12 protein-coding genes are annotated in these 12,432 nt (G+C 55.2%); 8 read left to right on the top strand and 4 right to left on the bottom strand.

The window, feature by feature from the left end; translation table 11 throughout:
• Positions 1-302 precede the first annotated feature (302 nt).
• The 5 genes from gvpA (at position 303) to L1047_RS05365 (ending at position 3,655) form a co-directional block, all read left to right on the top strand.
• Positions 303-521, top strand: a complete 219-nt coding sequence (gene gvpA / locus L1047_RS05385) for a gas vesicle structural protein GvpA (protein ID WP_235277851.1) — start codon at positions 303-305, stop codon at positions 519-521.
• Between the two features lie 293 nt (positions 522-814).
• Positions 815-1,870, top strand: coding sequence for a gas vesicle protein GvpC (gene gvpC / locus L1047_RS05380; protein WP_235277850.1), 1,056 nt, complete (start codon positions 815-817; stop codon positions 1,868-1,870).
• Between the two features lie 65 nt (positions 1,871-1,935).
• On the top strand, positions 1,936-2,820 hold the full coding sequence (gene gvpN, locus L1047_RS05375; protein WP_235277849.1) for a gas vesicle protein GvpN: 885 nt from the start codon (positions 1,936-1,938) through the stop codon (positions 2,818-2,820).
• Between the two features lie 43 nt (positions 2,821-2,863).
• A complete protein-coding gene (gvpJ, locus tag L1047_RS05370; RefSeq protein ID WP_235277848.1) occupies positions 2,864-3,211 on the top strand; it encodes a gas vesicle protein in 348 nt (115 codons plus the stop codon).
• Positions 3,212-3,247: 36 nt separating this feature from the next.
• Positions 3,248-3,655 carry an LptA/OstA family protein gene (locus L1047_RS05365; RefSeq protein WP_235277847.1) on the top strand — a complete coding sequence of 136 codons (408 nt, stop codon included), beginning with the start codon at positions 3,248-3,250 and terminating at the stop codon, positions 3,653-3,655.
• A 74-nt stretch (positions 3,656-3,729) separates the two neighbouring features.
• On the opposite strand, the gene L1047_RS05360 is transcribed toward L1047_RS05365, so the two are convergent.
• The gene (locus L1047_RS05360) at positions 3,730-4,938 is read right to left on the bottom strand and encodes a C45 family autoproteolytic acyltransferase/hydolase (RefSeq protein ID WP_235277846.1); all 1,209 of its coding nucleotides are present in this window, start codon (positions 4,936-4,938) and stop codon (positions 3,730-3,732) included.
• Positions 4,939-4,964: 26 nt separating this feature from the next.
• Entirely contained in the window at positions 4,965-5,318 is a 354-nt protein-coding gene (locus L1047_RS05355) for a rhodanese-like domain-containing protein (RefSeq protein WP_235277845.1), read from the bottom strand.
• Between the two features lie 153 nt (positions 5,319-5,471).
• Here L1047_RS05355 and L1047_RS05350 point away from each other — a divergent pair, with 153 nt between their 5' ends.
• From L1047_RS05350 to L1047_RS05340, 3 genes are all read left to right on the top strand, one after another.
• Positions 5,472-6,419 carry a nucleoside hydrolase gene (locus L1047_RS05350; RefSeq protein ID WP_235277844.1) on the top strand — a complete coding sequence of 316 codons (948 nt, stop codon included), beginning with the start codon at positions 5,472-5,474 and terminating at the stop codon, positions 6,417-6,419.
• 5 nt (positions 6,420-6,424) lie between these two features.
• The gene (locus tag L1047_RS05345; protein WP_235277843.1) at positions 6,425-7,561 is read left to right on the top strand and encodes a BMP family lipoprotein; all 1,137 of its coding nucleotides are present in this window, start codon (positions 6,425-6,427) and stop codon (positions 7,559-7,561) included.
• A gap of 244 nt (positions 7,562-7,805) precedes the next feature.
• Complete coding sequence (locus L1047_RS05340; protein ID WP_235277842.1) at positions 7,806-9,314, top strand: YfaP family protein; 1,509 nt, start codon at positions 7,806-7,808, stop codon at positions 9,312-9,314.
• A gap of 160 nt (positions 9,315-9,474) precedes the next feature.
• On the opposite strand, the gene L1047_RS05335 is transcribed toward L1047_RS05340, so the two are convergent.
• Positions 9,475-9,678 (bottom strand): hypothetical protein, encoded by a 204-nt coding sequence (locus L1047_RS05335; protein WP_235277841.1) that lies wholly within the window; start codon positions 9,676-9,678, stop codon positions 9,475-9,477.
• Positions 9,679-9,858: 180 nt separating this feature from the next.
• Positions 9,859-12,366: a phenylalanine--tRNA ligase subunit beta gene (gene pheT / locus L1047_RS05330; protein ID WP_235277840.1), complete on the bottom strand. Its 2,508-nt coding sequence runs from the start codon at positions 12,364-12,366 to the stop codon at positions 9,859-9,861.
• Between the last annotated feature and the right edge of the window lie 66 nt (positions 12,367-12,432).

Raw genomic sequence — 12,432 nt, 5'->3', positions numbered from 1 at the left:
TCCCCCTCTTGCCGCTTTAGCCTAGGAGAACATTTCACCAGTTTTTCTCTATTAAGAAAGATTACGGCTGTACAGATAATCTTTCACAAAAAGCGACAAATCGCTGAAAAATCCCACTTGATTTCAGCGGATCTACGGGTGTTCTGGGTGGAAAAAAGTATCAAAATGAGGTTTAGAGCGATGGGAAGTGCGGTTCGTCGCCTCGGTGGGAGTGGATTTGATTTTGGATCCCTTCTGAAGGATTTTGGCCGCCCCTTGGTTTGTCCCTCTGAACTAGCATCATCAATGCAGGAGTAATTGTCATGGCAGTTGAGAAAGTAAACTCTTCCTCGAGCTTGGCCGAAGTGATTGATCGCATCTTGGATAAAGGCATCGTTGTCGATGCCTGGGTGCGCGTTTCTTTGGTTGGTATCGAGCTGTTGGCGATTGAGGCCCGGGTTGTCGTGGCCTCTGTGGAAACCTACTTGAAATACGCTGAGGCTGTGGGCCTGACGGCTACTGCGGCTGCCCCCGCTACCTAAGTTAGAGGTTCTTTTCAAAGGCTGCATCGATTCATCACTCCTCAAAATCATGAGTATTCATGGGTTTTGGATTGAGGAGCCGGTGCAACTGTGTAGTAAAGGCTCTCGTGGAATCAGGCAGGGGTCTGTTTGGGCTTCTGCCTTACTTTCCTCGATCCCGCCAATCCAGTCGATACAGCCATTTTGTTTTCGGTGATTTATCCATTGGCCAGTTGCTGGGACATCGGGCTTGCCCGATCCATGCACTCACATTAGGCCCTCACATTTAGAACGAACGTAAGGGATTGGACAGCATGAGTTTGCAGGAACAGTGGGCCATGGCCCGAGCTCAACGGGCAGCTCAAAACCAAAGTTTATTAGGTCAATCCCGTCAGCAGCGCCTTGAGCGTCACCAAGCCCTGATGGCTGAGTTAAGCCAACAACGGCAACAACAGCAGCAGGCTAGGCGGCAGCGGACGGAGCAAACCCGCAGCCACCTGCGCAAGCTGGAGCAAGATCGGGCGGTACAGCGTGCCTTAGACGAATATTCACGGACAGAAACTGCCACACAACGGGCCAAATCGGTGGCAGACCTTCTCTCCAGTTTGGGACAAGAGCGAGCCGCTCAGTCTGAGGCCATCCAGCAAGAACTGCAGGCTTTTCGGGCCAATCTGACCTTGGATGTGGAGGGTCTACTGGGATCCTATAGCCAAGCGCGGCAAACCATGGCCGATGTCACCCAGCAAGCGCGGCAGGCCTTTTGTGCGGATCTTCAACGGCAAGTCCAAACTCTACAGCAAGTGGCTCAGCAGGAACTGGCCCAGATGGCCCAGGAACGGCAGGTTATAGCTCAAGCACTGCACAGTGAGCTGGCGGCTTTCCGAATCGAGCTGCATGAACAGGTGTGGGGCAATGGGATCCCTTTTCTCACCCCAGAACCCGAAGTCAAGCTAGAGGCCCAACCTGAGGTTCCTGTTTCAGTTGCTCCTCCTGAAAGTTCTGATGAAACTCCAGAGCTTGTCCCCGACCCCATGTTTGTGGGTAGCAGCACAACCTCAGTTGAGGCCGCGATTCCGGTTGCTCCTAACCCAGAACCTCAACCCCAACCACCAGTGGCTTCGCCCGCCATTCCCGTGATTCCGCCTGCTCCTGTAACCGAAGCTGAAGAGCCAGGCCGTATTCTCACCTATGTGAATGAATACGTAGATGCCCTACAGGCGCAAAACCCCGACTTGACCCTGTTGCAGGTGATTGGCAATCGGGAACAGGTGCGGGATCTGCTGGCCCGGGGGGCGGTGGATTTGGGGGTGGATCCCTCGGAGATCCTGACCACCTTGCGACGTATGGTTTCGGAAACGGTCGCAGTTTAAGTCGGGTTACAGCCCCCAAATAAGGATCCCAGCTATAGTCAAGGCAAAAGAGGTTGAGTACTCCCATGGCCACCGTTTTGCAGGCGCGTCCACGCCAGTTTGTGAACACTACCTATACGGAGCGGATCGTCCGTCGGGCCTTGCGTTATTTGCAATCGGGCTTTGCGGTACATCTGCGGGGGCCTTCCGGTACGGGCAAAACCACCTTGGCCATGCACTTGGCCAGTCTGATGGGCCGCCCGATCATGTTGATCTACGGGGATGACCGTTTTGACTCCTCCGATCTGATCGGGGGACGCACCGGATTCACCCATCGGCGGGTGGTGGATAACTACATTCACTCAGTGGTGAAGACAGAAGAGGATCTGCAGCAACGCTGGGTGGATGCCCGCCTGACCTTGGCCTGTCGGGAAGGGTTTACCCTCATCTACGACGAATTCAATCGCTCCCGCCCTGAGGCCAATAATGCTTTGCTCAGTGCTTTGGAAGAAAAGCTATTGGTGATGCCGCCCGATAGCAACCGGTCGGAATATCTGCGGGTGCATCCTCAGTTTCGCGCTATTTTTACCTCCAACCCGGAGGAGTACACGGGAGTTCACAAAGCCCAAGATGCGCTGCTCGACCGGATGATCACCATCGATATGGGAGAGCCGGACATCGAAACCGAAAAAGAAATCCTCATTTCACGGTTGGGCTTATCCGCGCCGGATGCCCTTAAGATCGTGCATGTGGTGCGGGCCTTCCGCCGCAAGTTGGATCTGACCCAACATCCCAGCCTGCGCAGTTGCCTGATGATTGGCCGTATTGTCAAGGAACACGAGCTGTCCGTCAGCAAAGAGAATGTCGATTTTCGTGCCCTCTGTGGGGATGTGCTGTTGGCTCGCGCTGGCAAACGCCAAGATGAGGGATCCCAACTGCTTAATCATTTGCTAGATCAACTGCCTGGCTAATTCCTGGCCCCCTGTTTGCAAGTCCTGGAGAGTCATCCACCCTGTGCCTATTTCCTCTCAACCCTTAACCACAGCCACGCACGGCTCCTCTTTGGCCGATGTGTTAGAGCGGGTGCTGGATAAGGGCATTGTGATTGCGGGAGACATTACCGTTTCTGTGGGCAATGTGGAGTTGCTGAATGTGCGGATCCGCCTGCTGATTTCCTCGGTAGATAAAGCCAAAGAGATCGGCATTAACTGGTGGGAATCGGATCCCTACTTGAATAGCCAAGCGCGGGAACTGTTGCAGACCAACCGGGAACTGATGCAACGGGTGGCCTACCTAGAGGGCCAGTTGGCCCAAGTCTTGCCCAAAGGGGGAAATGGAACCAACTCGGGAGCCACAAGCTAGACTGGCTGCTGTGGTGGTTTGGTTGGGTGGTGTGGCATGAAGTTAGAAAGAAACCGCTATCGGAACTCTCTGGGCGGGCTACTGGCATTGGGCCTATTGTTGGGATCTGGGATCCCGGCTTGGGGTCAGAACCCACGTGCTATCAGCATCAACGCCGATTCTCAGGAGGCCAACGCCAATACGGGGGTGTTTACCGCTATGGGCAACGTCACCCTCAATTTTCCCGCCGAACGCTTGAGCGCTCGTGCCCAAAAAGCGGTCTACTACAGCCAGGAGCAGCGGATTGAACTGGAGGGCCAGGTCACTATCAGTCAAGGGGACAATCAACTGCAAGCAGAGAAGGTGATCTACCGCATCGACCAAGGCACGATCCAAGCCGTTCCGGTGGCGGGGCGACAGGTGGAGTCCATTTATGTTCTGCCAGAACCTGACCCAAGTCCCTGATCACAAGAATCACCAAAGCTAGTGCCTTCTGGTTGTCAGGAGCTTTGTTGCGCCCAGTGTAGTCGGGGAATATATCAATCCACGTCGTTCTCGCGGGTGGAAATTGGCACAAACTCTACCTGATCGGGAAGACCGGGGGCCACGTACAAAATCTGCTGGGTCAAATCCATCACCACCGCCGCCACGCTTTCAGTGCGATCCACCGCAGGTAGATTGGGATCCGGATGGCGACAAATGCAGCGGGGAGCACCGGTTCGATCTTGCAGTATTTTTTGTAGCGTGACTTCGTTTAGGGATCCCCTTTGGGCGCTCTGTCTCAGGAGATGATAGGCCCGTTCCAGCCGTTGTGTTGTCGAGGATCCCACATAAGGAGGTATTTCATCCTTTTGCAGGGCCGGATCCAGAACATGATTGGTATGGGCGAGGATCCCCTCTTGGGCTAGATGCAGGCCGATTCCCTGTGGGCTGAGTTCGAAACTGATCACCTGTCCGGTGGCACTGGCCACGCTCACGCAAGAGGAGGCTGTGTAGGTGAAAGATTTCACCCTTTCCAGGGCCTGCTGATCATCTTCACACTGCAATAGCAGCCGCAGCAGCAGATGGACGGGCATTCCCTCAGACTGGGTTTGGCCATCCTGCTGGGAGCGCAATAGGTTGAGGGCAACGGCCAGCCCCGCTTGGTTGAGGCCGATTTTGGCCAGGATCCCGGCTTCGGTCAGGGTGAGGTAGTTGGGGTGCTCATCCGATTGAACGCGCAACAGTACACAGGCTTGGCGCTGATCCCCGATCCAATCCCAGGTCTGGGCTAGGTAGGTGTGGCGGGTGGAGGTAGCCTGAGGGAGAGCGGCCAAGGTGGTGCACTCCCCCCAATCTGGAGTTGCATTTTTTGAATGGACGGGATCCAGATCCCCTTCAGACAGATGCTCTGGAACGCCAAGGCGACGGTTTGCGGCTATAGCGGCCTTGTAGTCAGGATGGGATCCCCTGGAGACCGACCCCGCCAGGATCTCGGTGCGCAGATTGAGGGCCAGGATCTCGGAGAATGTGAAACCGCTGCCGGTGGCCATACCCTGCATTTCCTCTAGTAGGTGAGGGGTGTGGCGTTCCAAACGGGGCAGGGATCCCTGTGCTTGGGTTTGGGCCTGTTGCCAGGTGAGACCACAGCGATAGGCAAACTGGCGGGCATAGCTGGCAATGCTGTGGCGAATGAGTGGGGCCGCCTGGGATCCATACTGTTGGCCCCGCTGCTGCGGATCCCCGTGCAAATGGAGGATGGGGAACATGTTAGAAAAGCTCTTTAGAAAAACTTTCAATAGATGGGCAATGACGGATCCACCTCACAAGCCCAGGCATGGATGCCGCCGCTGATATTGTGAACCTGGGTAAACCCGTTGACCTGTAGCCAATAGCTCATTTGCGCTGAGCGTACCCCATGGTGACAGAGGACAAAGGTTGGCTGCTCTGAATCTAGCTCTACAAGGATCCGTTCGCTCCACTCCTCGTACTGGCTGAGGGGATAGTTACGAAAGCCCACAGCATTCAAATTCACAATCTCCAGCTCTGCGGGTTCCCGCACATCGATCAGTTGCAGAGGGCCAGCACTGAGATCCCGTAACCGTTCGGCCATCTGTTGAGGGGTAATGGAGCGGATGGAGGCGGACATAAAGGCTCGATTCGACAGAAGTAACGGCTTTTCTCAAGATAAACCGCCCATACCCTAGAGCCCCTCTAGCCTCAAGTTAAAGCTGGCGTAAATTTTTGTTCTCAGACGACTTTCTATCGATAGGATGGCACCTTATTTGGATGGTGTCTGGATATGGCTTTGCAGCGCTTTTTGATCGACACGGATACTGCCGGAGACGATGTTACTTCCCTGCTCTTTGGGCTGCTCTGGCCCGATAGCGTTATCGAAGCCATCACTATTTGTGCGGGCAACCTGGGCCTAGAGCAATGCACCGAAAATGCCCTCTACACTCTGGAAGTGGCTGGAAAAAGTGGGATCCCGGTATATCCCGGAGCGACTGGGCCGTTGCTGGGCAAGCTGGTGACTGCCGCCTATGTGCATGGAGAAGATGGCATGGGCAATTCTTTCTTCCCAAAGGCCAAGCAGCGCCCGGAACCTCTGTTTGCCCCGACTGCTATTGTCAAACTGGCCAACCGCTGGGCCGGAGAGCTGCAAATTATCGCTCAAGCCCCCCTGACCAACCTAGCGCTGGCCCTGACCCAAGACCCCACCCTGTCGCAAAAGGTGAAAAAGCTTTGGGTGATGGGCGGTACCAATAATGCTCTCGGTAACATTACCCCAGCGGCTGAGTTCAATTTTTATGTTGATCCTGAGGCAGCTCGGACGGTTCTGCACGCTGGGTTTGACGTGGTCTTGTCCCCCTGGGATTTGTCGGTTAGGGATGGCCTGCTGACGCAAGAAGAGTTAGAACCGATCCTATCCCTCGATACCCCCCTCAGCCAGTTCTACTTGGCTGTGAACCGGGTTGCCTGGGAGTTCAACCGATCCCATCCGGAAGGGGGCAGTCTCGATGGCATTACCCATCCCGATTCTCTGACGATAGCCATGGCTTTACAGCCGGAACTGATTCAAGAGAGTCGTCGTCACTACGTGGACGTTGAATGTCGTGGGGAGCTAACCCGCGGCTACAGTTTGGTGGATCGCCTGGGGATCATGGGTCGGCCTGCCAATGCCGAGGTTGTGCTCAGAGCGGACAAATTGGCCTTTCGGGAAATGTTAATTAAGCTACTGGGGCGATAGGAATCATGATAATGCGCAAAACAGTGGGGATCTCTTTGGTGTTGGCAGGGCTGTTTGCCCTTGGCAGTGCTGCTCAAGCTCAGTCGGTGCGGGTGGGCATTGCCTTTGGCGAAGGGGGCAAAAACGACCGCAGTTTTAACCAATCGGCTGCGGAAGGGGCGGAACGCGCCAAGCAAGATTTTGGCGTACAGGTGTTTGATTTTGAACCGACGGATCCCTCCCAACTAGGGCCTGGGGTACGCAAGTTTGCCGAAGAAGGCTTTGATGTGGTGGTAGGTGTAGGTTTTGCCTTGGAACCGGCTGTCACCGCCAGCGCTGCTGAGTTCAAAGATGTGAAATTTGGCTTGGTGGATTCTGTCTCTCCAGAAGAAGATAATGTGGCTAGCCTGCTCTTCCGTGAACACGAGGGATCCTTCCTCGTGGGCTACCTGGCAGGCAAGCGAACCCAGACGGGGGTGGTTGGTTTCTTGGGAGGCATGGATATCCCTTTGATCCACAAGTTTGAAGCGGGCTATCGGGCTGGGGTGGAATACGCCTGCGCTGAAGAAGGTATCACCTGTCGCGTTATCGCCAACTATGTCGGGACGACCCCGGCTGCCTGGAATGATCCAGCCAAGGCCAAGGAGATCTCAGCGGCCCAAAAAGCGCAAGGAGTTGACATTATCTACGCCGCTGCCGGGGGATCCGGCCTGGGATTAATCGACTTTGTTAAGCAAGAAAAGTGCCTCAAAGCCGCTGATCTGCCCAGTGGGGTGAGCTTCATTCGGGATCCCTTTGTCGATGTGCCCAAGCCTGCCGATTATGCCAGTGCCTGCAGTGGCGATACCCGCCCGATGTTCTTTATTGGGGTAGATGCCAACCAAAACTACTTGGGAGATACCGACAACGACCCTGCTACCCTCAACCACGGCCTCACCTCGATGCTGAAGCGGGTGGATGTTGCCACCTATGAGGTCATTCGTAGCGTTGTCGAAGGTAATTTTGTCGGCGGCATTCAAGACTTTGGCTTAGAGAACGATGGGGTGGGGTACGCCCTGGATGAGTACAACGAGGCCTTGATCCCTGCGGATTTGGTGGCTGCTGTAGAAGCCGTGAAGCAGGAGATCATCGCCGGAACCCTTGAAGTGCCGGAAGAGCGATAAATCTGGCACCTCTTAGTCACGGTTTGGAGATAGATCCATCCGCTCAGGGAAGACCTCTTAAAATTAAAATTTGTTGCCGTTCGATTGCGGATCCCTTGCAAAGGCTTGACTTTTGAGGGAATCCGATTCGATGATGACTTTGCAGTAAGGTATTCAATTCTGCTTGGCTACCTGTACTTTGCCGTGGTTGTTAGCTGCCTTGGTATACCTCTACCCGCAAGCTCTTACAAAGGACTTTCCACCTATGGCTGGCCAGGCATCTCAAGTTCGAACGGGGATCCGTGCCATCCTGTTGCCGTTAATGGCGGGGATTGCCCTCAGTTGTGGTGGCGGTGGCACAGGTGGCCCCCCTTCTCTGCCTCCAGCTGGATCGGTCACCCTGCGAGTGGATCCCGTGAATGGCCCCTTCACCAAGCTGGTAGATGCCACCGCAGAAGCCCAACGGTTACAAAATGCCACGGCAGGTCTGGAGGTAGTCATCGAAATTTTGGGGGCAGGCAGCGAAACCCTACAAAGCAACCTGGCCCTGGATGGCGGCGATGGCACCAATGGTGGACGCATTCGCATCACCAGCTCTGTCACCTATGAGATTTTAACCGGGCTCTTTGACTTGATCGTGGCCAGCCAAACCAGCCTGCAAGGAGTAGAGGTGGTGCTGGGGGGGGGACGAGTCCAGGTGAACAATGGCACCTTTCAACCCAGCAAAGTCACTCTTAATGATCCCCGCTCCAATATTGTGGTCAATGGCAATGCCGCCGTCCTGGAAGGAGCCTTAGGCCAACTGGCGCAGATTTTGTGCCAACAATTTTTGGATCCCTGTGTGCAAATCTCCGGGGATGGCCGGGTCAGCCGGGTCTCGCCGATTGTCAGCAAAACAGGTGGGGTGGGCATAGGCACGGCGCCGGGGAGCAATCCCACGATTGAAAACAACAGGATTCTTTTGCAGGCATTAGGAGCTTTGGCAGCCCGCTTCAGCGATAGCTCGGGTGGGGTGTTCCGCAACAATCAAATCGAAGGGGATCCAGCCACGGCTAGCTTAGCGCTTCAGGCGCGGCAAACAGGTACCAGTGGTACTACTGGCATTCAACTGGATGGAGCGGGTTCTGTACCGGCAATTCAGTCCAATACGATTGGTGTGGGTGGGATAGCCGGGAGTTTTGGCATTCGCATTTTGCAAGGGATTCAAGCCCGTACCATTGCTGGGAATACTTTTCTTGCTAGGGGTAATGGCACCGGGGTAGCGATTCAGGTGGCTCCTGGCACCCCGGCATCTGTGGTGGCAACTTACCTGGCGAATAATGGCTTCCAAGGGAACTTTGCTCAGACCATCGGTGGGGGGGCCTCCACCCCAACTCCGACATCCACCCCAACTCCGCCTCTAGGGACTGGCCCGATTCAGATCACCCTTACTTGGAACACGATTGATGATTTGGATCTGTATGTCACAGATCCTGGGGAGCAAACGGTATTTTTTGGAAATCCGAGTATTCCTTCTGGCGGACGCCTGGATGTGGATGCCAATTCCAATTGTGCTGGAGTGACGACGAATCCTGTTGAGAATGTGTTTTGGGCCTCTACTCCTCCCACAGGGAGATATCTCATTGAGGTGGTGTTGTTCAGACGGTGTTCCCAATCAACTGCTCCTATTCCCTTTACTGTGACGCTACGGAAGAGTGGAAACATTGTGCAAACGTTCAATGGGACGGCCACTGCGACTGGATCGGCGAGTCGATTTACGTTCTCTTTCCCTTGATTGAAGATCTAACCCAGTAGAGAGCAAACCCTAAAAGGAAGTCCCACCCCTTGTAGTGAGAGGGTGGGCAGATTGTATTAAGTTAGGGATCCAGATTATTCCACAAATAAAAATCCGGGACTGCTAGGATGCACCAACTAGGGATCCCTGACAGTTGGGATTAGAATCCTTGGTTGATTTTCTGAACTGCGGGCAAAAGGAGTCCGTTACCCAAAGATACCCCACGCAAGGGATCCACAGGGCCAGGCAGAGGAATCGGGAAACGAGGACGGAGGTCATTCCCACACCAGCCCCCGGCCACGGTTTCCAGTTCATCATCGGTCAATTCATCAGCAGAATCCCAAGCCTTTTTATGGTTAGCCATGATCACATCTCCTTGAAGTTGTGGGGGAAGTGCGCCTTTTAGTAGCGCATGTCCTTACGATAGAAACAGCAGAAAAGAATTGAAGTGATACGGATCAAGGTTGAGATGTAATTCACATCACATCTCAACTCATCTCTCCAAAACACTATGGCAAGGGATCCTTTACCAAACTCAGGGAAATCAACTTCGCAAGGAGACCTGGAATTGTTTTTGTAATTGGGTTCTTACCCGGCTTTGGGCAGCCTCTACTTCGGCGTCGGTGAGGGTGCGATCGGGGGCACGATACACCAAACGAAACGCAAGGCTACGTTGACCCTCAGGTACTCCCTGGCCACGGTACTCATCAAACAATTGCACCAACTGGAGTAGCTCTCCCCCAGCTTGGCGAATAGCCTGTTCCAGTTCCCCCACAGAAAGCCTAACTGGGGCAAAAAAGGCGATATCCCGATCCGAAGCAGGAAAAGGCGAGAAGGGGGAAAATTGCACAATACCCCGTTTCTCGAGGATTTCCAGCAAGGGATCCAGCTCCAACTCGAACACATACACCTGATCCGGCAGGCCTTTTTCTTGACAAAGGCGGGGGTGCAACTGACCCAATAGACCCATGCGGGATCCCTCAATCCACAGGCTAGCCTGACGACCGGGATGCAGCTCTGGGAATTGCTCAGAGGGCGAATCCAGCCGAAACTCGGGGTGGAACCCCAACCGTTCTAAGGCTGAGACCAGTAGCCCCTTGGCCTCGAACCAATCCATCGGTCGATTATGGTGCTGCCAGTCGTTGGGGTTGGGATCCCCGCCCAAAATGCCGCCAATGTGATCGGCTTCTTGGTAAGGGTGGGGGCTAGGGGGAAGAGCGTGGGCAAAGACCCGTCCGATTTCAAAGGCTTGCAGTGGGCCATTGCCCTGATCCCAATTGAAGCGGAAGGCTTCTACCAAACCGGGCAGGAGAGCATTCCGTACGGCGGAATATTCCGGCGAGAGGGGGTTGGCGATTTTCACTAGGGTGTTCTTGGAGCCCTTCTCTTCAGCCTCAGCCGGGCACAAAGAGAGGTGGTAAAGCTCCGTCAGGCCGATGGCGCGCAGCACTTCTCGGATTTGGCGAGTGAACGATTCCCGTGGAGAAAGGGATCCCACCTGAGGCTCCGGGGGGAGGGTTTCTGAGAAGCGGTCGTAGCCGTAAAGGCGGGCAAATTCTTCGATGAGGTCGATCTCCCGTTCAATATCCCGCAGACGATAGGGAGGAACTTGAACCTGCCAGACACAACGGGCCACCGCCGCCGTTTCAGTTTCGGGAGCAGCGGGTTTCGCACCGGGTTTGGTGACCGCCTTGGGGATACAGGGGGACAGCTGAAAGCCCAAAGCAGGCAAGATCTCTTCCACATCCGCTGTCCGCACATCATCCCCCAATACGTCGATCAATCGCGCCAGTCGCAGTTCCAGAGTGCGCTCCAAGGAGGGCCGTTGGTCAAAGGTGGTAAGGCCAACGACTTTTCCTCCGGCCAATTCCAGGATCAGCTGCACCGCCCGATCCCGCGCCTGATCCAGGCTGGCAAAATTGACCCCCCGTTCATAGCGAGCGGAAGCCTCGGTGCGCAGGGACTGAGAACGAGCAGAACGCCGCGTCACCACAGGGTCGAACAGGGCTGCTTCTAGAAAAATGGAGCTGGTTTCCGGGTTGACCTCGGTTTCTTCACCCCCCATCACCCCCGCTAGGGCTACGGGTTTGTCAGCAGCGGTGATCAGATGGCTCTCGGCCTGCAGAGTGCGGGTTTGGCCATCCAGGGTTTTCAGGGTTTCTCCGGCTTGGGCAAGGCGGACTCCGAGAGCAAGCTTTTTCGGTTTGCCCATCACCCCCAGCAGGCGATCCCAATCGAAGGCATGCAGCGGTTGCCCCCATTCCAAAAGGATCAAGTTGGTGATATCCACCACATTATTGATGGAGCGAGTGCCAGCCGCCGCCAAACGGTGTTTCAGCCAGTTGGGGGAAGGGCCGATTTTCACCCCCTCAATCAACACGCCACTGTAGGCGGGGCAAGCTTTGGCATCGGCAATCTGCAAGTTGAGGCCGGCGATAGGTTTGGCCTTGAGATCCGTGATAGAGGGCAGGTGCAGGGGGTTGCGGGTGAGGGCAGCTACTTCACGGGCAATGCCGACCATGCTCAAAGCATCGGCACGGTTGGCGGTTGAAGTGAGATCCAGCACCACATCATCCAGGCCCAAGAGGGGGCGCACGTCCGAGCCAAGGGGATGGGTTTTCAGATCTAAATCGGTTGGAAATTCGTGGATCCCTTCAGAAGTTTTCTCCAGCCCCAGTTCCGCCAGAGAACAAATCATGCCGGCGGAGGTCACCCCCCGTTTCTCGGCTTTTTCGATGGTGAGGTTGAGGGCGGGCAAGTGGGTACCGGGGGGGGCAACGGCAACGAGGATCCCGGCACGGGCGTTGGCTGCTCCACAGACGATGGTGGAAGGCGGCTTGACCCCCAGATCTACTTGGCAAACCTGTAGCTTGTCGGCATTGGGGTGAGGCTCTGTTTTGAGAATCTTGCCCAGCACCACCCCATCTGCCCAGGTGCGGCGATCTTCAATATCTTCCACTTCAAACCCTGCCAGGGTTAGGGCTTCCCCTAATTCTTCCGGGGTAAGCTCGAAGTCTACCAGTTCCCGCAGCCACTTCAAGGAGATGCGCATCGCTGAGCCATTGGTGCAAACGCCGCACCCATTATCGCTTACAAGGCCCTCTCCCCCAGACTGGAT

It is taken from the genome of Synechococcus sp. Nb3U1, assembly GCF_021533835.1.
In the GTDB taxonomy this organism is placed as follows: Bacteria; Cyanobacteriota; Cyanobacteriia; order Thermostichales; family Thermostichaceae; genus Thermostichus.
Note: the sequence above shows the minus strand (reverse complement) of the source record. Positions and strands in the feature narration are given on the sequence as shown.

Excerpts from the sequence above, each read along its gene's own strand:
- L1047_RS05360 (WP_235277846.1), bottom strand. The coding sequence starts at position 4,938 with ATGTTCCCCATCCTCCATTTGCACGGGGATCCGCAGCAGCGGGGCCAA.
- L1047_RS05355 (WP_235277845.1), bottom strand. The coding sequence starts at position 5,318 with ATGTCCGCCTCCATCCGCTCCATTACCCCTCAACAGATGGCCGAACGG.
- L1047_RS05335 (WP_235277841.1), bottom strand. The coding sequence starts at position 9,678 with ATGGCTAACCATAAAAAGGCTTGGGATTCTGCTGATGAATTGACCGAT.
- L1047_RS05350 (WP_235277844.1), top strand. The coding sequence starts at position 5,472 with ATGGCTTTGCAGCGCTTTTTGATCGACACGGATACTGCCGGAGACGAT.
- gvpN (WP_235277849.1), top strand. The coding sequence starts at position 1,936 with ATGGCCACCGTTTTGCAGGCGCGTCCACGCCAGTTTGTGAACACTACC.
- gvpC (WP_235277850.1), top strand. The coding sequence starts at position 815 with ATGAGTTTGCAGGAACAGTGGGCCATGGCCCGAGCTCAACGGGCAGCT.
- L1047_RS05340 (WP_235277842.1), top strand. The coding sequence starts at position 7,806 with ATGGCTGGCCAGGCATCTCAAGTTCGAACGGGGATCCGTGCCATCCTG.
- L1047_RS05345 (WP_235277843.1), top strand. The coding sequence starts at position 6,425 with ATGATAATGCGCAAAACAGTGGGGATCTCTTTGGTGTTGGCAGGGCTG.
- L1047_RS05365 (WP_235277847.1), top strand. The coding sequence starts at position 3,248 with ATGAAGTTAGAAAGAAACCGCTATCGGAACTCTCTGGGCGGGCTACTG.
- pheT (WP_235277840.1), bottom strand. The coding sequence starts at position 12,366 with ATGCGCATCTCCTTGAAGTGGCTGCGGGAACTGGTAGACTTCGAGCTT.
- gvpA (WP_235277851.1), top strand. The coding sequence starts at position 303 with ATGGCAGTTGAGAAAGTAAACTCTTCCTCGAGCTTGGCCGAAGTGATT.